Annotated in this window: 21 protein-coding genes and 1 other RNA gene; 21 read left to right on the top strand and 1 reads right to left on the bottom strand. The window is 54.0% G+C overall.

Annotation, left to right across the window (positions count from 1 at the left end):
• Window positions 1-431: 431 nt before the first annotated feature.
• From yqfC to rnpB, 19 genes are all read left to right on the top strand, one after another.
• Entirely contained in the window at window positions 432-710 is a 279-nt protein-coding gene (yqfC, locus tag HMPREF1207_RS05030) for a sporulation protein YqfC (protein ID WP_009671655.1), read from the top strand.
• A gap of 25 nt (window positions 711-735) precedes the next feature.
• Entirely contained in the window at window positions 736-1,926 is a 1,191-nt protein-coding gene (gene yqfD, locus HMPREF1207_RS05025) for a sporulation protein YqfD (protein WP_009671641.1), read from the top strand.
• Between the two features lie 6 nt (window positions 1,927-1,932).
• A complete protein-coding gene (locus HMPREF1207_RS05020) occupies window positions 1,933-2,904 on the top strand; it encodes a PhoH family protein (protein ID WP_009671650.1) in 972 nt (323 codons plus the stop codon).
• 42 nt (window positions 2,905-2,946) lie between these two features.
• Window positions 2,947-5,163 (top strand): HD family phosphohydrolase, encoded by a 2,217-nt coding sequence (locus tag HMPREF1207_RS05015; protein WP_009671642.1) that lies wholly within the window; start codon window positions 2,947-2,949, stop codon window positions 5,161-5,163.
• Between the two features lie 33 nt (window positions 5,164-5,196).
• Window positions 5,197-5,727 carry an rRNA maturation RNase YbeY gene (gene ybeY, locus HMPREF1207_RS05010; RefSeq protein ID WP_009671646.1) on the top strand — a complete coding sequence of 177 codons (531 nt, stop codon included), beginning with the start codon at window positions 5,197-5,199 and terminating at the stop codon, window positions 5,725-5,727.
• Window positions 5,724-6,425, top strand: a complete 702-nt coding sequence (locus HMPREF1207_RS05005; protein WP_009671647.1) for a diacylglycerol kinase family protein — start codon at window positions 5,724-5,726, stop codon at window positions 6,423-6,425. Before ybeY ends, HMPREF1207_RS05005 begins: the two co-directional genes overlap by 4 nt.
• A gap of 63 nt (window positions 6,426-6,488) precedes the next feature.
• On the top strand, window positions 6,489-6,893 hold the full coding sequence (locus tag HMPREF1207_RS05000) for a cytidine deaminase (RefSeq protein ID WP_009671657.1): 405 nt from the start codon (window positions 6,489-6,491) through the stop codon (window positions 6,891-6,893).
• Between the two features lie 17 nt (window positions 6,894-6,910).
• Entirely contained in the window at window positions 6,911-7,810 is a 900-nt protein-coding gene (gene era / locus HMPREF1207_RS04995; RefSeq protein WP_009671648.1) for a GTPase Era, read from the top strand.
• 111 nt (window positions 7,811-7,921) lie between these two features.
• Window positions 7,922-8,068, top strand: a complete 147-nt coding sequence (locus tag HMPREF1207_RS28595) for a YqzL family protein (protein ID WP_009671644.1) — start codon at window positions 7,922-7,924, stop codon at window positions 8,066-8,068.
• A gap of 49 nt (window positions 8,069-8,117) precedes the next feature.
• Complete coding sequence (gene recO, locus HMPREF1207_RS04990) at window positions 8,118-8,864, top strand: DNA repair protein RecO (RefSeq protein WP_009671654.1); 747 nt, start codon at window positions 8,118-8,120, stop codon at window positions 8,862-8,864.
• 229 nt (window positions 8,865-9,093) lie between these two features.
• A complete protein-coding gene (locus HMPREF1207_RS04985; RefSeq protein ID WP_009671643.1) occupies window positions 9,094-9,921 on the top strand; it encodes a pyruvate, water dikinase regulatory protein in 828 nt (275 codons plus the stop codon).
• Between the two features lie 103 nt (window positions 9,922-10,024).
• A complete protein-coding gene (locus tag HMPREF1207_RS04980; protein ID WP_009671649.1) occupies window positions 10,025-10,468 on the top strand; it encodes a YaiI/YqxD family protein in 444 nt (147 codons plus the stop codon).
• Between the two features lie 61 nt (window positions 10,469-10,529).
• A complete protein-coding gene (dnaG, locus tag HMPREF1207_RS04975; protein WP_009671639.1) occupies window positions 10,530-12,356 on the top strand; it encodes a DNA primase in 1,827 nt (608 codons plus the stop codon).
• Window positions 12,357-12,395: 39 nt separating this feature from the next.
• A complete protein-coding gene (gene rpoD / locus HMPREF1207_RS04970) occupies window positions 12,396-13,520 on the top strand; it encodes an RNA polymerase sigma factor RpoD (RefSeq protein ID WP_009671652.1) in 1,125 nt (374 codons plus the stop codon).
• 59 nt (window positions 13,521-13,579) lie between these two features.
• Window positions 13,580-14,566, top strand: a complete 987-nt coding sequence (locus HMPREF1207_RS04965; protein ID WP_009671645.1) for an alpha/beta hydrolase — start codon at window positions 13,580-13,582, stop codon at window positions 14,564-14,566.
• 82 nt (window positions 14,567-14,648) lie between these two features.
• Window positions 14,649-15,476 carry a hypothetical protein gene (locus HMPREF1207_RS04960; RefSeq protein ID WP_009671653.1) on the top strand — a complete coding sequence of 276 codons (828 nt, stop codon included), beginning with the start codon at window positions 14,649-14,651 and terminating at the stop codon, window positions 15,474-15,476.
• A gap of 3 nt (window positions 15,477-15,479) precedes the next feature.
• On the top strand, window positions 15,480-16,238 hold the full coding sequence (locus HMPREF1207_RS04955) for a tRNA (adenine(22)-N(1))-methyltransferase (RefSeq protein WP_009671640.1): 759 nt from the start codon (window positions 15,480-15,482) through the stop codon (window positions 16,236-16,238).
• Window positions 16,214-17,329: a Nif3-like dinuclear metal center hexameric protein gene (locus tag HMPREF1207_RS04950; RefSeq protein ID WP_009671656.1), complete on the top strand. Its 1,116-nt coding sequence runs from the start codon at window positions 16,214-16,216 to the stop codon at window positions 17,327-17,329. The genes HMPREF1207_RS04955 and HMPREF1207_RS04950 overlap by 25 nt, the downstream gene beginning before the upstream one ends.
• An 80-nt stretch (window positions 17,330-17,409) precedes the next feature.
• An RNA gene (gene rnpB / locus HMPREF1207_RS28500) (RNase P RNA component class A) lies at window positions 17,410-17,824 on the top strand.
• A 234-nt stretch (window positions 17,825-18,058) separates the two neighbouring features.
• On the opposite strand, the gene HMPREF1207_RS04945 is transcribed toward rnpB, so the two are convergent.
• On the bottom strand, window positions 18,059-20,140 hold the full coding sequence (locus tag HMPREF1207_RS04945) for a S8 family peptidase (RefSeq protein WP_016423478.1): 2,082 nt from the start codon (window positions 20,138-20,140) through the stop codon (window positions 18,059-18,061).
• 192 nt (window positions 20,141-20,332) lie between these two features.
• On the opposite strand from HMPREF1207_RS04945, the gene HMPREF1207_RS04940 reads away from it, so the two are divergent.
• On the top strand, window positions 20,333-20,833 hold the full coding sequence (locus HMPREF1207_RS04940) for a YpuI family protein (protein ID WP_009674001.1): 501 nt from the start codon (window positions 20,333-20,335) through the stop codon (window positions 20,831-20,833).
• 143 nt (window positions 20,834-20,976) lie between these two features.
• Complete coding sequence (locus tag HMPREF1207_RS04935; protein ID WP_016423477.1) at window positions 20,977-21,186, top strand: DUF1540 domain-containing protein; 210 nt, start codon at window positions 20,977-20,979, stop codon at window positions 21,184-21,186.
• Window positions 21,187-21,188: the final 2 nt, after the last annotated feature.

Genomic DNA, 21,188 nt, shown 5'->3' with positions numbered 1-21,188 from the left:
GTGCCCGAGCGAGCCGTGCCCGAGCGAGCCGTGCCCGAGCGAGCCGTGCCCGAGCGAGCCGTGCCGCCGGGGTGGCGTCCCAAAGACCGTAGAACGCCCGCAGAGGCATTCTACGGTCTTTTCCAATATTATACTCATCAGAAAGATTGGCGTCTCCCAAGGGTACTTGGAGGCGTCTTAAGCGTGTGAATCTTCCTCTGTCGCTTCTGCACATGCCGAAGTGATTTCAGGTATAACCTATCCCCTCCCTTTATTTACATTCCGATAAACACGAAATGCTCCGATTCGAGGCCCGCAGGATAGGGACGAAACACCGCTCATAAATCACGTGCGGCTCGCATAGATTGGAAAAAGCAGCGTCTGAACAAGAAGCGCCTGAATTTGCGCCTGCGTGCTGAAAGCATGGGGCAAAGGCTGGGAGGGACGAGAGAATGCGCCGGCTCACGCAAAAGTGGAAGCAAATGACTGCTAATATGCTCGACCTTCCGCAGGATGTCGTACAAGATATTCCCCGGATCACGATGATCGGCAACGTCCAGCTTTACGTGGAGAATCACTGCGGGGTTATGCATTTTTCCAGCGAGATGCTGCGTCTGCAGCTTACACGGGGGAAGCTTGAGGTAAGCGGGAAGGAATTGGTGATCCGCGCCATTTTAACGGAAGAAGTACTTATCGAGGGAATTATCGCGGATATCAGATATATGCCATAACGGGTCCGGAAAGGGGAGTTTCGGCGTGCAATCGGCGGTGTTAAAGTGGATACAGGGATACGTGAAGATCGAAGTGAAGGGCGAAAGAGCGGCGGAGTTTATCAACCGTGCACTTTCCAAAGGGTTTTCGTTATGGGACATACGGGTGTCGGGAGACAGGTTGGTCGAGCTCTGCCTGCCTTGCAGGGATGCGCTGCGTCTCCGGCCGCTTCTGAAAGAGACAGGCTGCCGGATGCATCCGCTAAAGCGCGAGGGACTGCCCTTCGCTGCCCGGAAATTGGCCAAGCGTAAAACTTTTCTGGCCGGCGGCGTTGCTTTTATCGCATCCCTTTTCATTCTGTCTTCTTTCGTATGGACGATTAAGGTGGAAGGCAACGTAAAGATCGGGACCCAAACCATCCTGGACGCCGCCCGTAAAGAAGGGCTGTACCTCCACCAATGGAAATACCGGATGGGCGATTCCGAGAAGCTTTCGTTCGGCCTGCAAACCCATCTGCCCGGAACATCGTGGGTCGGGGTGGAGATTAAGGGCACTCAGGTTACGATCAAAATCGTCGAAGCGGACAAGCCGGAAGAAAAACCGCTCGTCAGCCCTCGCAATCTTGTGGCGTCCAAACACGCCGTCGTGACGGAAATCCAGGCGAAAAGAGGCCGTCCGCTCGTCCAGCCCAATGCGTACGTCCGCAAAGGGGACGTGCTTATTTCCGGTACGCTCGGCGACGAGGCGAATCAGAAGATCGTCGTAGCGGACGGATATGTGAAAGGCATGGTCTGGTACACCTCCAAAATCGAGGTGCCGATGATCCAAACGTACGAAACGTATACGGGCGATTCGAAGACGCGGAATTATCTCGTGTTCGGCTCCAAAGGGATCCAGGTAAGCGGCTACGGGAAGCTTCCATTCGAACACTATCAGACGATTCCGGAGCAGAAAACGCTCCAATGGCGCTCTTTTAAGCTGCCTGTCGGCTGGCTAAGCGAGAAGCTTATGGCTTCCGAAACGGTCGAGCGGAAACTGGACCCGGCCGAAGCAAAAGCCATCGGTCTGGAACGGGCCCGGGCCGATCTTATGAGCGAAGCGGGGAAAGACGCGCGCATCGTAACCGAAAAAATTTTGCATGAAAAATCAGAGAATGGTAAAGTTTATATGGAAGTGCATTTTGAAGTGGAAGAATTTATCATGGAAGAGCAACCTATCGTACAGCAAGGAGAATGAGGCCTTTTGGGAGAAAACGCTAAAACCATTAAAGTAGCACTTGCAGATACTTCGGTAGCGCAGGCCGTATTCGGTCCGCAGGACCGCTTTCTGCATCTGATCGAGCAGGAAACGAACGCGCGTATTTTTACCCGGGACGCGGAGCTTACGATTCAGGGGGATGCGGAGGAAGTCCGCAAGCTGGAACATTTATTCGAGGTACTGTTGGAGCTGGTCCGCAACCAGTATCCGCTTACGGAACGCGATGTGCTGTATGCCGTCGAGCTCGCCAAGCAGATGAAAGCGGATCAACTGCTGGAGCTTTTCAAAGGGGAGATTACGACCACCCACAAAGGAAAGCCCATTCGCGTTAAAACGATCGGACAAAAACAGTACGTCTCCACCATACAGAAGAAAGACATCGTGTTTGGAATCGGACCGGCAGGTACGGGGAAAACGTACTTGGCGGTTGTTCTTGCCGTTACGGCTTTGAAGGAAGGCAAGGTCAAACGGATCGTTCTGACCCGGCCCGCGGTTGAAGCGGGAGAAAGCCTGGGCTTCCTGCCGGGAGACCTCCAGGAAAAGGTTGACCCCTATTTACGTCCGTTGTATGATGCTCTTAACGATGTTCTGGGCCCCGAGCAGGTCGTGAAATCGCTGGAGCGGGGGCTTATCGAGATCGCGCCGCTCGCTTATATGCGCGGCCGTACGCTTGACGATTCCTTCATTATTTTGGATGAAGCGCAGAATACGACCCCGGAACAAATGAAAATGTTTCTGACCCGTCTGGGATTCGGTTCCAAAATGGTTGTAACGGGTGACGTGACGCAGATCGACCTTCCCCGCGGCAAAACGTCGGGCCTGATCGAAGCGCAGCGCATTCTGAACGGCATTGAAGAAATCGGATTCATTACATTTGCGGAGCAGGATGTCGTCCGTCATTCCTTAGTTCAAAGAATCATCGTCGCTTATAATGAGGACTCGCTAATATCGGGTTGAGTTACAGGGAACGAAGAGGCAAGAGAGGGATGACCTTCCATCATGAAAAAAGAAGTTGCGGTACAAGATATGCAAGCCAACACGAAGCTAAGCGGCTGGAAAACGAGTTTTCCGGTTCGCTTGCTTCTGCTTTTCGCGCTAATGCTCATTTTCTGCGTGACTTTGTTTTCCAGGCTTATTCCACAGACATTTGACATCAAATTGGGCGCGGTTGCGGAAAAGAACATCTATGCCCCTTTCCAGATCGAAAACTCTGTGGCGACCGAGAAAGCGAAGGAAGACGCGGCCAAGAAACTGCAGCCTGTCTATAAAATCGCGAATCTTAGGAACGAAGCGATGATCGATGCGATTTACGACCGGATTTTGCAGATCAATGCGGACCCCGACGTAAAGTTCGAAGATAAGGTAAGCGTCTACCGGACCGTTATTCCGGCGATAATTGCGGATACGGAAAAAATGGCGATCCGGACGATCGGCGAAACTAATTTCGGCAACGAAACGTTGATCGATGAAATCAATTCCAAAGTCAGCGACCAGAAATACCGGATTCCGGAAGAAATTTATTACAAATTTCCGCGCTTAACCAAGGAAGATGTAGCTGCGATGGCGCCCATTACCCGGGAAATTGTTTCCAAGCTGATGAGCGATCAGATTTCGGATGCCCAGACGGCCCGTGCGAAAGTAGCCGAGCTTGTCAATTCGTCCGACTTGTCCAAAAATACGCTGCGCGAACTGGTTCAGGAGATTGCCAGAGTCGTCATCACGCCGAATAAGTTTCTGGATCAGAAAGCAACGGACGATGCGAGAGGCGAAGTCCGCGAGAACGTCAAGCCCGTTTATATCAATCAGGGGGACATTATCGTCAACGAGGGCGATGTCATTACCGATGAGATCTATAAACGTCTGAAAGCGGCCGAGCTGCTTAAGGAGAAAGCGAACTATTGGCCTCACGTCGGTCTCGTGCTGCTGGGCCTGCTGTTCGTTATGATGATCTATCTGTTCGTCCGGCAGAGTACGCTGCCGATACGGACGAACAATTCACAGCTTCTGATGTTCGTTCTTATTTTCGCCATTAACATGATCGGCATGAAAGTGGTGGCCCTTGGGCAAAATCCGGAATATCCGTTCATCGGATATTTGGCTCCAGCAGCTATCGGCAGCATGCTGATTACGATTCTGCTGAATCCGCAGCTCGCCTTTATCGCCAGTGTCCTGTTCAGCATTATGTCCAGCATTATTTTCAACATGCACGGGACTCAGCTATTCGATTACAGATACGGGCTGGTCACGCTCGTTACGTGTTTCGCTTCGGTCTTCGTTATTCAAAAGGCCAGCCAGCGCTCCTCCATTCTGAAAGCGGGAATTCTCATCTCGTTTATCGGCATGATTACGATCGTTTCGCTGATGCTTCTGGACAACGTGACGCGCCAAGATATGCTTTACTCGCTGTCTTTTTCGGCCGCCAGCGGAATTCTTACCGCCGTGTTTGTAATTGGGCTCCTACCCTTTTTCGAGACGGCGTTCGGGATCTTATCCCCGCTTAAGCTAGTGGAGCTCTCGAACCCGAATCATCCGCTGCTGCGCAAGCTGCTGACGGAGACACCCGGGACGTATCACCACAGCATCATGGTCGGCAATCTCGCGGAATCGGCGGCCGAATCCATCGGAGCGGACGGTCTGCTGTGCCGGGTCGGTTCTTACTACCATGACATCGGCAAAACGAAGCGGCCGAGCTATTTTATCGAAAATCAGACGAATATCGAAAATCCGCACGACCGTATCGATCCCGCGCTGAGCAAAAGCATTATTACCGCCCACGCCCGTGACGGGGTGGAGATGCTTAAGGAATACAACATTCCGAAGCCGATTCGAGATATCGCGGAGCAGCACCACGGAACGACGCTGCTTACGTTCTTTTATCACAAAGCAAGGAAATTGGCCGAGGAAGAAGGCCGTGAAGTGCGCGAGGAAGATTTCCGTTACGAGGGGCCCAAAGCGCAGTGCAAGGAAGCGGCCGTAGTCGGAATCGCCGATTGCGTGGAGGCGGCGGTTCGTTCCCTACGCAATCCGACCATTGAGCAGATCGATACGATGGTCCGCAAAATCATTAAATCCCGTCTGGATGACGGCCAGTTTAACGATTGCGATCTGACGCTGAAAGAACTGGATACCATCGCGAAGACGCTGAACGAATCTCTGCTGGGCATTTTTCACTCCCGGATCGAATATCCGAGCGAGCTTCCCGCCAAAGCGAAATAACCATTTGACCTATACATCTAGGAGGAATTAAACGTGGCCCTGATTTTAGCCTGGAACGACGAGCAGGACATCCTGCCGATCTCCCCTAAATTCGCCGAGAAGCTGGAAGAGCTGCTGAAGCTTGCAGGAGAAGAGGAAGGCGTTGAGGACGGGGAAGTCGCCCTGACGTTTGTAGACGACGAGACGATTCACGAGCTGAATCGTACGTACCGGAACATCGACCGTCCGACGGACGTTCTGTCCTTTGCAATGCTGGAGCAGGGGGAGGACGAACCCGCTATTCTCTACGGCGAGGAAGAGCCGGATGAAGATTCGGTGGAAGGCGATGCCGACGCTGACGGGGAAGAAGGCTTTGAGGAGCCGCTCGGCGATATCGTCATTTCGGTTCCCCGGGCCGCGGCGCAGGCTGACGAATACGGCCATTCCGTGGAGCGTGAACTCGGATTTTTATTCGTTCACGGATTTCTGCATCTGATCGGATACGATCACGACAACGAGGAGGCCGAACAGGAAATGTTCGCGAAGCAGGAACAGATCCTGCAGAAGGCGGGGCTTACCCGTTGAGTTCCTTTCAGCGTTTTTTGCGGGGCTTCCGCTTCGCTTACGAAGGAATTAAATACGCTTTTGATACTCAGCGCAACATGAAATTTCATTTCGTTGTTGCCTTTCTTGTATTTCTGGCTGCCGTAATTTTGGGACTGCCGCACTGGGACGTTCTTTTCCTGCTGCTGGCAGTCGTTCTTGTCATCATGACCGAACTCATTAACACGGCGGTGGAAAAGGCAGTGGATCTGGCGATGCCGGATCTGCATCCGCTGGCGAAGATCGCGAAGGACACGGCGGCCGGCGCCGTTCTCGTGGCTGCCCTGTTCGCGGTCGTCGTCGGCATGGTGGTCTTCTACGGTCCTGTGGACCGGATGCTCCGCAAGGCGCAGGAGGCGGCCGCAGCCAACATGCCGGGCATGGTATGGACGCTTATCGCGCTCGTCGCTCTTGTCACGATTGTAATCGAGACAAGGTTCAGCGACCGCGGGAAGCTGGTCCGGCCCAGCCTGCTGGCGGCGGTTCTGGCGGCGCTTGCGACGTTGATCGCCGTGATCGCCGGCCAGACGATCGTGACGCTGCTCTCCGGCACGCTTGCGGCGCTTGCCCTGATGGTTTTGGCCGAGCGGAAGCACCGGGCGCTGTCGTCCCTGCTGCTCGGTTCCGTTATCGGGGCAGCTATCACCCTTCTTGCCTGGTTGTGGAGAGGCTGGGGGTAGATGCCTGACCGGCCGGCCTGAATGGTTACATTTTGTGGGTTAACGGAAAGGAAAAGATGCCTTATGAAACCGGAAGAACTGCTGGAACATGCGCGGCAGGCACGCCTGAAAGCTTACATCCCATACTCGAACTTCGGGGTGGGAGCCGCCCTGCTGGATAAAGACGGTCAGGTCCATCACGGCTGCAATATCGAAAATGCGGCTTACGGGCCGACGAACTGCGCCGAACGCACCGCCGTTTTCCGCGCCGTCGCGGACGGGCACAAGCCGGGATCCTTCCAATCTATCGCGGTTATAGGCGATACGGAAGGTCCGATTGCACCTTGCGGGGTATGTCGGCAGGTTTTAATCGAACTTTGCGGACCGGACATGCCCGTTATTTTAGGCAACTTAAGCGGTGACTATACCGTAACGACAATGGGTGAACTGCTGCCCGGCGCGTTTACGTCGAAAGATTTGCAATCCTAGGAGGAAATAATTACAGCATGAACAAAGAAAAATTCAAATCCGGATTCGTTTCGATTATCGGACGGCCGAACGTAGGGAAATCCACCCTGATGAACCAGGTAATCGGTCAGAAGATCGCGATTATGTCCGATAAGCCGCAGACCACGCGCAACAAAATTCACGGCGTGTACACGACCGACAATTCCCAAATTGTATTTTTGGACACGCCGGGTATTCATAAACCGTCTTCCAAGCTGGGCGATTACATGATGAAAGTTGCCCACAGCACCTTGGGAGAAGTCGACGCCATTCTGTTTCTTGCCGACGTTTCGGAAGGAATCGGCGGCGGAGACCGCTATATCATCGAACAGCTGAAGAACGTTAAAACACCGGTCATCCTAGTCCTGAACAAAATCGATCAAGTGCATCCCGAACAATTGCTGCCGATCATTACGACCTATAAAGATCTGTACGAATTCGCGGAAATCGTACCGGTTTCGGCTCTGCTCGGCAACAATGTGAACACAATGCTGGAGCAAGTCGTTAAATATTTGCCGGAAGGCCCGCAGTACTATCCCGCGGATCAGATAACCGACCATCCCGAGCAGTTTGTTTGCGCGGAACTTGTCCGCGAGAAGATCCTCCATATGACAAGAGAAGAAATTCCCCACTCCATTGCGGTAGCGATCGAGGATATGAAGGTCGAAAAAAACGGCGTGGTTCATATTTCAGCCGTCATTTACGTAGAGCGGGATTCGCAGAAAGGCATTATTATCGGCAAGCAGGGCTCGCTGCTGAAAGAAATCGGCAAGCAAGCGAGACATGATATCGAAGCGCTGCTCGGCTCCAAAACGTTCCTCGAGTTGTGGGTGAAAGTCAAAAAAGACTGGCGCAATCAGGAACGCGTGCTGCGGGATCTGGGCTTCCGAAACGAATAACCGCTAGGCTTTCCCCGCGTTCCATTAATTGCCGGGCATAGACTGCTTCAACGGGTACATCCTAAGGGTAATCATCAACACGAACATCTTACGGAGAGAGGATGATCCAGAGTGAGAGATTTTACCTGGCACTATTTTTGGTCGACGGGGGAAGTGGACGCTTACCTGCTGTACAAAGATTTAGCGTCTGATCCCGAACTTGCAGGAGAAGAGCTGATGCAGCAAGAGCAGGAAGCCGTGCATTCGGTCGAAGCCTGAGAACGCCTGGAGACTGATCCGGCGTTTCCGGAAAGGAAGCGCATAAGAGATGCTGCACCGGGTGCAAGGAATTGTTCTCCGTAGCGTCGATTACGGGGAAGGGAACAAAATCATTACGCTTTATACCCGTGAACTGGGTAAAGTAGGGGTGATCGCGCGCGGAGTGAAGAAGGTGAAAAGCCGGCTCGGCGCCGTCACCCAGCTGTTCACGTACGGGGATTACGTTTTTTATAGACAGGGTAAGCTTGGAACGCTTAACCATGGGGAGATCATAGAACCCCATCACAAATTGAGAGAAGATCTTTATAAATCTGCGTATGCCTCTTACCTGGTTGAAATGGTTGACCGGATGCTGGGAGAGGAGGATCGCAGTTTATTCTTGTTCGATCAATTGGAAGCTGGACTCATGGCCATTGAGCAGGAGAAGGATATGCAGATCGTCGCGCATGTTTTCGAGCTTAAGATGCTTGCGGCCTCCGGGTATACGCCGGTTCTCGATAAATGTGCGTCATGCGGGCGCACGGAGGAACTTGCCGCTTTCAGCGCAGCTGCGGGCGGCGCAATGTGCAGCCGCTGCAAGCATCTCGATCCTTATGCCGCGGCCGTGACGGAAAGTACTCTGAAGCTTATGCGGCTTTTACAGCAGGTCGATCTCAGCCGGATCGGCAATGTGAACGTAAAGCCCTCAACCAAATCCCAGCTGAAGCACAGCATGAGGCTGTATATGGACGCCCACGTGGATGTCCGCTGGAAAGCCAGAAGTTTTTTGGACCAGATGGATAAGTACAATATTTAAAACCTGCGGGTTTGACAAACGTAAGCGGGTTCCTTATAGTAAGTGATTGGAAGCAGTAACTGGTACGGATAACTGGAAGAACAGAGTACTACAATGTTGCCGTGGTGATAAACCGCCGGGACCTTAGGGTCGTCCGTGGCGGCCGCTTTGATTTTCGAAGCTACCACGGTCCTTTTGTCTTCGTTTCCGCTTAGCTATTCCCGAATAGGTACAGGGAGGGACAACATTTATGAATCCTTCAAACAATCCGGTTATCGTTTACGTGGTATCGGATGCGATCGGAGAGACGGGCGAATCTGTCGTCAATGCCGTCGCGCTGCAATTTTATCCCGCCCCGATTGTGATCGAGCGGGTTCCTTTCGTGCATGATACGGAAGAAATCGACCGTCTCCTGGCCAAAGTCGCCCGTCAGCAGGGAATCATCGCGTTTACGCTGGTCATTCCCGAGCTTCGCGATTATTTGACCCAGAAAGCGGAACAAGCGGGATTCGCTTACGTCGATCTGCTGGGACCGCTTATTCAGACGTTCGAAAAAGCGTTTAACCGCAAGGCCCGCCATCAGCCCGGAGGCAACCATCCCTTGGATGAGGATTATTTCAAAAAAATGGAGGCGATCGAGTTCGCCGTCAAATACGACGACGGCCGCGATTTCAGCGGAATCGTCAAGGCGGATATCGTCCTCGTCGGCGTATCCCGCACGTCGAAAACTCCGCTTTCCATGTACCTGGCGCACAAAAAATACAAAGTCGCCAATGTCCCCCTCGTTCCGGAAATGCAGCCGCCCGACGTGCTTTTCAAAGTGCCTAAAAACAAGGTGATCGGCCTGCTTATCGATCCGGATAAACTCAACGCTATCCGCCGGGAACGGCTGCGCACTCTCGGACTCGCGTCCAATGCAACTTATGCCAAAACGGAACGTATTAAACAAGAGCTGGAGTTCGCGGGAACGGTGCTTTCCCGGATCGGATGCCACGTCATCGACGTATCCAACCGCGCCGTCGAAGAAACGGCCAGCCTGGTTCTCGAACAAATCCGGCGTCATCCTCATTTATCCTGAACTTGCAGGATTTTTCGCGCGATGAGCGTATATACTAGTACAGCAGGACTATTAGCAGGTATCGGGGGCATTATCCATTCAACATTCATCCTTTCAAATTGTTGTGGATGCGGATGCGTGTCCGGTTAAGCCCGAGATCATCCGGGCGGCCGCGCAGTATTCGGTTCACGTGCTTATGGTGGCTTCGTTCGACCACCGGCTGAAGGGGCAGGAAGGGATCGAGGTGATCCAGGTCGACCGTTCGGACCAGTCCGTCGATTTGTTTATCGCCAATCATATTCGGCGCGGGGATATCCTGGTTACGCAGGATTTCGGTCTGGCCGCCATCGGTCTGGGCAAAGGGGCGGTATGCCTCTCGAACCGCGGACAGGAATATACCGACCGTACCATTGATTTTCTTCTTGACCGGCGTCATACACAGGGCAAGCTGCGCCGTGGAGGCAAGCATTCCAAAGGACCGAAGCCTTTTACGGACGAAGACCGAGAATTTTTTCTACATGGTTTGACAAAAGTTTTACTTCGTTTGCAGGAGAATAGGCCTGTTTAGCGAATACGTATAGTTGTTTACCGCACATGAAGCTTTTTTATAAGGATTGAAGGTGGGGGAAATGGGTTACGGACGCATTCCGGATGAAGTGATCGAAGCTGTTCTGCAGCGTCATGACATTGCCGATGTGATAGGAAAATACGTCCATTTGACCAAACAGGGCCACTACCTGAAGGGGCTTTGTCCGTTTCACTCGGAAAAATCGCCTTCGTTTACGGTGACGCCCGAGAAACAGATTTACCACTGCTTCGGCTGCGGAGCGGGGGGCAACATGTTTCAGTTTCTCCGGGAAATCGAAGGCTACACGTTTGCCGAAGCCGTCCGGCACCTGGCGGAGGAAGCGGATATCCCCGTTACGTGGGAGGAGTCATTGTCCGCGGACAACCCGCAGCAGAAGGACCGGTCCAAAATGCTGGAGGCCAATGAGAAAGCGGCCAAACTGTACCGTTATATTCTAATGAATACCGATCAAGGCAAGAACGCACTCGATTATGTGCGCAACCGGCAGATGTCGGATAAATTGATCGACGCTTTTCAGATCGGATATGCTCCCGCCATGTGGGATACGCTTGTACAGCAGCTTCAGAAAGCGGGCTACGATCTTCCGCTGATGGAACGGGGAGGGCTCGTTTCGGCCCGTTCCGAGGGAGACGGTTATATCGACAAGTTCAGGGACAGAGTGATTTTCCCGATCTGGGACGCGCAGGGCAAAGTCATTGCCTTCGGCGGCCGGGCGCTCGGGGATGTGCAGCCTAAGTACTTGAACAGTCCTGAAACGATGCTCTTCAACAAAAGCCGTGTGCTGTATAATTTTCACCAGGCACGTCCGCAAATCCGGAAAACGAATACCATGGTATTGTTTGAAGGTTATATGGATGTGGTAAAAGCTTGGGAAGCTGGGGTGAGAAACGGTGTCGGTACGATGGGTACCGCGCTGACCCCCGAGCATGCGGAACTGATCCGGCGCAACGCCGGACGGGTCGTGATCTGTTACGACGGAGATTCGGCCGGACAGAATGCGGCTTACAAGGCAATCCCCCTGCTTGAACAAGCGGGCTGCGAAGTGAAAGTGGCTATGCTTCCGGATGCCCAAGATCCGGATGAATACATTACTGCATACGGCTCCGAGAGATTTGTACGGGAAATCATTGATTACGCCGTACCCTCGATCAAATACAGGCTGCACTACATTCGCCGGCATTTCCGTTTGCAGGAGGAAGGCGATCGGATACGCTACCAGCAAACGGCTTTGAAGATGATTGCGGACTTGAGCTCGATCGAACGGGAGCATTATTTAAAACAGCTCGCCGGGGAGTTTGAGACCTCTTACGAGTCGCTCAAGCAAGATTTGGCCAACCTCCGGATGAAATCGGAAAAAAACCGGACAGTCAGGGATAATATCGACGTTCCGTGGAATAATGGTAGGCATAATAGGAAAGAAACGCCAAAAGCGCCGCTTTATCCGGCTTATCATAACGCGGAACGGCAGCTTCTAGCCGTCATGATGCACGATCGGGATGTTAGCGCCTATGTGGAAGAACGGTTAGGCGACGAATTTAACGTGGATGCTCATGCCGTTCTGGCGGCTTATTTATATGCTTTTTACGCCCAAAACTCCACACCGAGCGTGAGCCGTTACATGGCGATGATTCAGGACGACAAGCTCGAAAATCTGGCGAGTTCCATCGCGATGATGGGCGCGCACCACGGTGTGAACGAAGTCGTCATCGACGACTACATCAAAGAAATCAAAAAATATCCGAAGCAGCAGGAAATATCCAGAAAAAAAGAAGAAATGATCCGTGCGGAGCGCTCAGGGGATCCTTTGCGGGCTGCGCAAATTCTTAGTGAAATTATTGCCCTAGAGAAACAGCTTAAATTTTCGTAACGCAGGTTCCGGATAATCTAGGGAGGAGGGAGTTGGATTATGGCGAACGATCAACATACTGAGATCGAAACCGAGTTGACCCTGGAGCAGGTAAAGGAGCAGCTCATCGAGTTAGGCAAAAAGCGCTCCTCGCTCACTTATAAAGACATCACAGAACGGCTGGCTCCTTATGATCAAGATCCGGAACAGATTGACGAGTTTTTCGAACAATTGTCCGAAATGGGAATTGACGTAGGGAACGAGTCTGACGAGGACGAAGGAAGAATGCGTCCGGAGGGCGATCAAGAGAACGATGAATTCAGCTTTGAAGATGATCTGACTCTCCCGCCAGGCATTAAAATCAATGACCCGGTGCGGATGTATTTGAAAGAGATCGGTCGTGTTCCCCTTCTTTCGGCAGAGAATGAAGTAGATCTGGCGAAAAGAATCGAGCAAGGCGACGAGGAAGCGAAGCGCCGTCTGGCCGAAGCGAACCTCCGTCTCGTCGTCAGCATCGCCAAACGCTACGTCGGACGGGGCATGCTGTTCCTGGATCTGATCCAGGAAGGAAACATGGGTCTGATCAAAGCGGTGGAGAAATTCGACCATACCAAAGGGTATAAATTTAGTACGTATGCCACCTGGTGGATTCGTCAAGCCATTACGCGCGCCATTGCCGATCAGGCGAGAACGATCCGTATTCCGGTTCACATGGTGGAAACCATCAACAAGTTGATCCGGGTATCCCGTCAACTGCTGCAGGAACTGGGGCGTGAACCGACGCCGGAAGAAATCGCGAAGGAAATGGAACTGAGCACGGATAAAGTCCGCGAAATCATGAAGATCGCGCAGGAACCGGTATCTCTGGAAACTCCGATCGGTGAAGAGGACGATTCCCATCTGGGCGACTTTATTGAAGATCAGGAAGCGCTGGCACCGGCGGATGCGGCGGCTTACGAGCTTCTTAAAGAACAGCTAGAAGATGTTCTCGATACGCTGACCGAGCGTGAAGAAAACGTGCTTCGTCTTCGTTTCGGTCTGGATGACGGGCGTACCCGGACTCTGGAAGAGGTGGGCAAAGTTTTCGGGGTTACCCGTGAACGGATTCGTCAAATCGAAGCCAAAGCGCTTCGCAAGCTGAGGCACCCGAGCCGCAGCAAACGGTTAAAAGATTTCCTTGAATAGAATCCGAATGCCCGCCTCCGGCGGGTTTCTTTTTTTCAAATAGAAGGAGGAATGTTGAAATGTCAAAGACCCTGTTGATCAGTTTGTGCATACTTGCGGTTCTTGCTGTGGCTTTGACAGCGGCAGCCTTCTATATGTTCGGGCTGGGAATACGTCGCAGCAGCAAGGAATTTCTGCAGAACAGCCCGGATCTTGCGGGTCACATGGAAGAAATCGCGGTAGACCCGTCACCGGCTACGGCGGATAACTGGCTTGCCCGCCAGACGCTTGAGCAGGTGTCCATTCAATCGGCGGACGGCCTTCGTCTGAACGGCTGGTATTTGGAGGCCGAGCGGCCTTCGGGCGTAACGGCGCTGCTGGCGCACGGGTATTCCGGGCAGGGCAGGGACATGGCCAGTTTCGCTCAAATTCACCACGAGCTCGGGTATAACGTGCTGATGCCGGACAACCGGGGGCACGGACAGAGCGAAGGGGAATATATCGGTTTCGGCTGGACGGACCGATTGGATTACGTCAACTGGACCCGGTATATTCTGCAGCGGAGCGGCGAAGACGCCCGGATTCTGCTCCACGGCGTATCCATGGGCGGAGCTACCGTGCTGATGGCAAGCGGCGAAAGGCTGCCGGAGCAGGTGAAAGGAATCATCGCCGATTGTTCCTATACGTCCGTCAAAGACATTCTGAGCTACCAGCTCAAGCGGATGTTCAAGCTGCCCGCTTTTCCGCTCATTCCCCTTACCAGCCTGATCTGCAAAATAAAAGCGGGCTATTTCTTCGGGGAAGCTTCGGCGCTGAAGCAGGTAAAGCGAACGGAAAAGCCGATTCTTTTTATCCATGGAGAAGCGGATACGTTCGTTCCGTTTTTTATGGTGCACGGCTTGTATAAGGCGGCTCCCGCGGGCAAAGATCTGTTCATGGTGCCCCGTGCGGGACACGGGCTTGCTTTTATGACGGACAAGGAGGGCTACCGGAGCAGGGTGACCGATTTCGCCAAGCAATGCCTGGAAGAAAAGCAAAAGGTCCTGCAGGCACGGTCAGAAGCTTGAATCCGCAAATGCAGGATCATCGGATTTCCTTCTCAAATTCGGAAGGCGGCGAACCGATAAAGTTGTTGGGAAGGTGAAGCTAATGGATGACGAGAAACGAACGGCTATTATTAAGGAAATCGAACACTGGCGGAGATCTAGGCTTCTGCCCGCACAGTACTGCGACTTTCTGCTCAATTTGTACATGGAAACGGGTGCGGACCATTCCAGAAGGGTTTTGGGCATATCGACCAAATCCATCCGGGGGAGTCACTGGAAATTCTGGGTTGCAGCCGTCGTCACTATCATTATTTTATCATTGACACTACTTAATTTTAACTCTTTTGGAATTTCTTTGCAAATTGGCGTTTCCGCCGTATTTGTTGTATCTTGGTATATAATCGGCTTCCGGCAAAAAGAAGAGCAGCCTTTCAGGGCCCAGCTTTCGACGGGCATCGCTTCGGCGTCCCTGATCGGTTTCGGAGTCTGGATTCTTTATGGAAACGGCTTGACCGCGCAGTTGTACCTCGGGTCCTTCGTAGCCCTTTGCGGTCTCGTCTGGCTGCTTGTCGGTCTTCTCGGGCGGACGCCGCTTCTTCAATACTGCGGATGGCTGGCACTGCTTATTACGTACGGATTCGTATTAAGCCAGCGTCTGGAGCCTGCTACCTGGTACAAGCTGCAGCTAGCCTGGCTTCCGCTTTCTTTTATCCTCATGTGGATCGGGTGGCTCATTCAGCACCGCTGGAAGAAACCAGGCCTGGTTCTGCTGCTCGCTGGAGCGACCGTGTGGATCGCGCCCGAGCTGTTCGGATTGGCCTGGGGCACCTCGGCGCAGCAGCTTCTCCAGCTTTCGCTTGCCGGTAAAGTGGCGGCGGCGGGAATCGCGCTGTTTGCCTATCGTAAAAATTGGACGGAATGGGTTGCTTAAAATATGGTGAAATTGTCTCAACGTTTATTGGAAATTGCAAAAAAAGTCCCTCAAGGGGCAAAACTTGCGGATATCGGATCCGATCATGCCCTGCTGCCGACCTTTCTGGTGCAGCAGGGCACTGTTCCGTCTGCGGTTGCGGGCGAAGTGAACCGCGGTCCGGCCGAGGCGGCGCAGCGGCAGGTCCGTGACGCCAATCTGAGCGGGCAGATCGAAGTCCGCCTCGGGGACGGCCTTTCCGTGCTGCGGCCGGGCGAAGTGGATGCAGTGACAATCGCGGGAATGGGCGGGGCTTTGATTGCGTCCATTCTCGATGCGGGCGAGGACAACCTTGCAGGCGTGACCACGCTGATTCTGCAGCCGAACGTGGGCGAGGACATCGTGCGCAAATGGCTGCGCAGTCACGGCTGGCACCTGGCCGACGAGACCATTCTGGAGGAGGACGGCAAAATTTATGAAATTTTGACGGCCGTCCGGATGAAGCCGGAGGATGAGGGGGATGCCGCGTTATACGCGGATCGCCTTCTTGACGGGCTCCGGGTAACCGGCGACACGCTCCTGCAGATGGGTCCCTACCTGATTCAGGATCCCCCGGCGGTCTGGTTTTCGAAGTGGGAATACGAACTCGATAAACTGGCCATGATCCGCAGACAGCTGGACCGTTCGGTTTCCGAAAAGGCGGAAGAGAAGCGGTCCGGGCTGGAGGCGGAAATCTCGCGTATCAAGGAGGTCCTGGAATGTTTGCGAAAGGACAAACCGTAATTCAATTGTTCGAAAAGCTGGCGCCCAAGCACTACGCCGTGCCTGACGATAAAATCGGCCTGCAGCTCGGTACCTTGCAGAAGGAAATCAAAAAGATCCTCGTGGCGCTGGACGTTACCGACGAGGTTGTGGATGAAGCGATCCGGACGGGCGCGGATCTGATTATCGCGCATCATGCGATCATTTTCAGACCTCTGGCCCACCTGCAGACGGATACGCCGGCCGGACGGCTGTACGAGAAGCTCATCAAGAGCGATATCGCGGTCTACATCGCGCATACGAATCTGGATGTGGCGGAAGGAGGCATCAACGACCTGATGGCCGAAGCTCTCGGCCTGAAGGACCTGGTGCCTCTGGACGAGGTTCACACGGAGAAGCTCAGCAAGCTGGTCGTCTTCGTGCCGGAAAGCCATCACGAGAAGGTGCTTCAGGCGCTGTTCCAGGCCGGAGCGGGCTGGATCGGCGACTACAGCCACTGCTCGTTCAACATTCCCGGCATGGGGACGTTTATGCCCCGCGAGGGCACGAAGCCGTTCCTGGGCGAGCAGGGCAAGCTGGAGCGCGCGGACGAGGTGCGCGTGGAGACGATCGTGCCCGCGGGCATCCAGCGGGCGGTGGTGCAGGCGATGTTGAAGGCGCATCCGTACGAAGAGGTCGCTTACGACCTCTATCCGATGGACCTCAAAGGCCGTACGTTCGGCCTTGGACGCGCCGGCAAGCTGCCGGAGCCTCTCACGCTGCGCGAGCTTGTCGCGGCCGCGAAGGAGGCCTTCGACGTGCCGATGGTGCGCGTCGTCGGCGATCTGGACCGCACCGTCCGCAAGGCGGCGGTGCTGGGAGGCTCCGGCGGCCGGTATGTGCGCGGCGCGATGTTTGCGGGAGCCGATGTCCTCGTGACCGGGGACATCGACTACCACACCGCGCACGACGCGCTGGCCGCCGGCATGTGCCTGATCGACGTGGGGCACAACGTCGAGAAAATCATGAAGCGCGCGGTGGCGGATTACATGAACCGCGCGCTTGCGGAAAAGAAATACGGAACGGTGGCGGCCGCTTCGGAACCGAGTACGGAACCGTTCCAATTCCTTTAAAAAACGCGAATTGGCTGCATTCCCAGTCATTCGTTGTTGAATTCGGCGCCGATAACCTGTATACTAGCAAATGTTCTCGGAAAGTTTGACAGACAATCGCTGGTGATGCTTGCATCGCGAGAGGAAAGTCCGGGCTCCATAGGGCAGGGTGCTGGATAACGTCCAGTCAGCGCGAGCTGAAGGATAGTGCCACAGAAATGGACCGCCGATGGCGTCGCAAGACGCACAGGCAAGGGTGGAACCGTGGTGTAAGAGACCACGAGGGGTACTGGTGACTTTACCCCTGGTAAACCCCACTTGGAGCAAGACCTAATGGGACGCGGTCTGCAGGCTTGCCTGACAGACAGCCTTAGCCCGAGGCGCGTCCGGGTTGGTCGCTTGAGCTGTATAGCAATGTATGGCCTAGATAGATGATTGTCACTTCAATGGTGGGAGGGTATCGTAGCCCGCTGCACCACCGGAAGTACAGAACCCGGCTTACGGCAAGCTTTCCATCCTTACGACATCGAAAAACCGCCCGTTATCTTCGGATAACGAGGCGGTTTTTGAGTTGTGCGCCGGGGCACTGTTTTTTTCGCGCTTCCTTCTTACTTTAAAGTATGAAGGAATTTTAGTTTATCCCCGGGCCTATTCTCCACGGCCTCGGCTTAAATGTACCCGTGGTCCAGGCGCAGTGCGGGTTTGATGCCCAGCCCCCGGCTTACATGTGCCCAGGCCAGGACAGTACTGTTACGGGGCTACGGGCGCCGGTTTCGTCCCCGGAAGGCCGGCCTGTACGGGACCCCGGCCAAGGGCGGCTTCCACGGCTTTGTCGACATTGATGAGCCCGAACCCGAAGTAAGTGTCGCGTCCTTTGTCTCCGATATCCGAGGCTGTCTGGCGCATCAGTTCCATCACCTCGGTATTTTTGAGGGACGGATTCGCCGAACGGAGCAGGGCCGCCAGTGCCGTTACATGCGGGCAGGCCATGGACGTGCCGGAGAGCGCCGCGTACTGGTTCTGCGGGTAGGTGCTGGCGATGCTCACGCCCGGAGCGGCGACGTCGATATAGTCTCCGTAGTTCGAGAAAGACGCCCGCCCGTTGCTTGAATCCGTAGCGGCTACCGCGAACACTTCGGGGTAGGCCGCGGGGTAGCCCGGCCGTTCCGTGTTGTCGTTGCCGCTTGCGGCGATTAGGACGACGTCGCGGTCGTAAGCGTATTTGATGGCATCGTGCAGGAAATCCGAGCTGGCGTAGTTGCCGAGACTGAGGTTAATCACCTTGGCGCCGTGGTCGGTGGCCCAGATGATTCCCTGGGCAACGGCATACGTGCTGCCAACTCCGCTGCTGTCCAGAGCCTTGACCGGCATAATTTTGTTATACCAGGTCATACCGGCTACTCCCAATCCGTTATTAACCTGCGCGCCGATAATTCCGGCTACGTGCGTGCCGTGTCCGACATCATCCATCGGCTGCGCGGTCGGATCCAGGACGTTGTAGCCTTCGATGAGTTGACCTTTCAAGTCCTCATGATTGACGTCGGCTCCCGTATCCACGATCGCAACCTTGACATCCTGAGTGCCCTTGTTGAAATTCCACCCTCTCAGCGTATTCGTGATCGGAAGGTTCCACTGATATTTGTTGAAAAGAACGTCATTGGGAATGACGTCCGGCTGCGCGGCCGCCTGCTCCCCGGCCCCGGAGCGTGCCGGTCCGGAATTGTCGCTTCGGCTGCCGGGCCACCAGTCAAAAAACCAGCTTAGCGGTTTGGTGCCGCGGGACAAGTCATTCGTTTCGTAAATATAGTGGGGCTCCACAAAGCGGACATCCTGGCGTTTGCGGAAATAATCCATTAGCTGCTTGGCTTCGAGGCTGCGGGCGGTAATAATATACGTATTTCCGATAAGCTTGACCTTGGTGGCGCCGATCTCGGTCCGGATACGGGACAGCTCGGCTTCGCGCGGAGGACGGTTAAACTGGACCACGACGTCATGACGCTCGTAATGGCTGGTGCCTTCATGGTCGTCGGGATGAGTCACCCGTTTGCTGCGCAGCGTGTCGGTATCTACGCTTTCGATTTTCCAGCGGCTTTTATCGGAATGGAAAGATTGCAGGCGGAGATTTTTACGCTGATGATTGGAAACCTCCTGCAAAATATGCTGGCGTACGACGGCGACGACTGAGCTTTTCTTGTCGGGAGCGGGCACGTTCAGCACAAAGTACGGTTTATCCGCTACCGTGAAATTAGGCGACTGATATGCGTTTCCTTGTGAGGCCGCTTTTTTCGCCTCCTCGATATAAGGCTGGGCGCTCTTGGCAAGTTCTTTGGACAGTTTGCCGGAGACGATTTCGGAAGCGCCGGCAGCGGAACCGGAAGAGCCCGAACCGGACGGAGTTGAAGATGCGCCGGGAGTCTCGGGAGCACCGGTAGTACCGGAGCCGCCGGATGTGCCCGAACCGGTCTTGGTGAAACTGTCGGGTAGAACAGAAGAAGGCGATTTGCCCGGTACAACACCCGGATCAGACTTCGCGGGAATCCAATCCAGCATAATAATGTGGCCATGCTTGCTCTGCATGTCCTTCAGCGTTTCTTTGATCTTTTTAGGATCGGCTTGGTTCAGGGAAGCATACATTTGGTTAACATGGAGCAGGCACTGGTTCCGGCACAATTGGTCGGTTACGGCGACATCCTGTTCGACAAGCGCTTGTTTATATTTCAGCTCGGCTTCCGGCTGTATGTTCCTTGCTTCGGGTTTCGTCTGACAGGCGCTTGTTACGACAAGCAGGCTGCCGAGTATCATGCCGCCTAGGGCGGCAGTGGGGCGTCGCATGGGTCGGAGGCCTCCTTTCCTTCGTCTGGACTGCATAAAAGTAGGGTGGGAAAGGGGCGCTTTTTTTATACGGAAGCCGGACATTTCCCCTTAAGAATCGGGTACCTTTTCCAGAGAAAGTGTGATACTATATGGATGGGCTGAGCCGGGTGCGAGTTCCCGCTCTGTTAACTAGAGGAGGTCATAACCGTAATGGCAATGGATAATGTTAAGAAGGCGTGCGAGACAACGAGAAAGAAACTGAAGGAAGCGGCGGACCGCATCGAGTCGTTTCTGAACACCTACTCTCTTCCGCAGTTGAATGCAGAGTCCGATTCCGAAATGGAAGAGTTTTACCGCGGCTATTTGCAGGATACTCGTCACCTGCTTGTTTTCTGCGAGGTGGCTTACGAGAAGCTCGGAGTCAGCTTGCGCAGACCGACCTTCAATGTGGACTTTACCGAAAAAGTGCTGTATGAAGTGTACCACAACTGTATCAGCCCTTTCTTTTACCCGAAGAACGAGTGCTATTCTGAAGACGGCCGCTACGCGTACACCGGACAGGATGCCATTCGTTTCCGCAAAAAACCGAATCGTGAAGTACGAGATCTGACGATTGAATTGTCCAAAATTTTCGAAGAGCTCCGCGAAGAACTGTCTTACTATGAAAATGACTACATTACCCAGCGCCGCATGCAGGGCGAACGGGTTTAAAATAAGAGAAATGAAGCCTCCGCGCGCGGGGGCTTTTTTGTTTGCGGTCATGGTTGCGGTCAGTCCGTCTGTCAGGTTGTGACAGCACTCCCCGCGGATATCCGCCCAGCCTTCGTGAGACCCTATGCTTGGGGGTGATCGATATGCCAGAAGTCAAATGCGCCGTCTCGAACTGTGCTTACTGGGGACAAGGGAACAACTGCCGTGCGGATATCATTATGATCGAAGTGGACGAGCATGCGAATGCCGACCTGTCTTCCGAATTTGCCGGCGAAGAATTTGATACGCGTCATAAGGATCAGGCTGCGGACCGTGCCAATACGTGCTGTCACACGTTCAAAGAGAAGAAGTAACA

It is taken from the genome of Paenibacillus sp. HGH0039 (genome assembly GCF_000411255.1).
Classification (GTDB): domain Bacteria; phylum Bacillota; class Bacilli; order Paenibacillales; family NBRC-103111; genus Paenibacillus_F.
The sequence above is the reverse complement of the archived record's forward strand: the minus strand, read 5'-3'. Positions and strand labels throughout refer to the sequence as shown.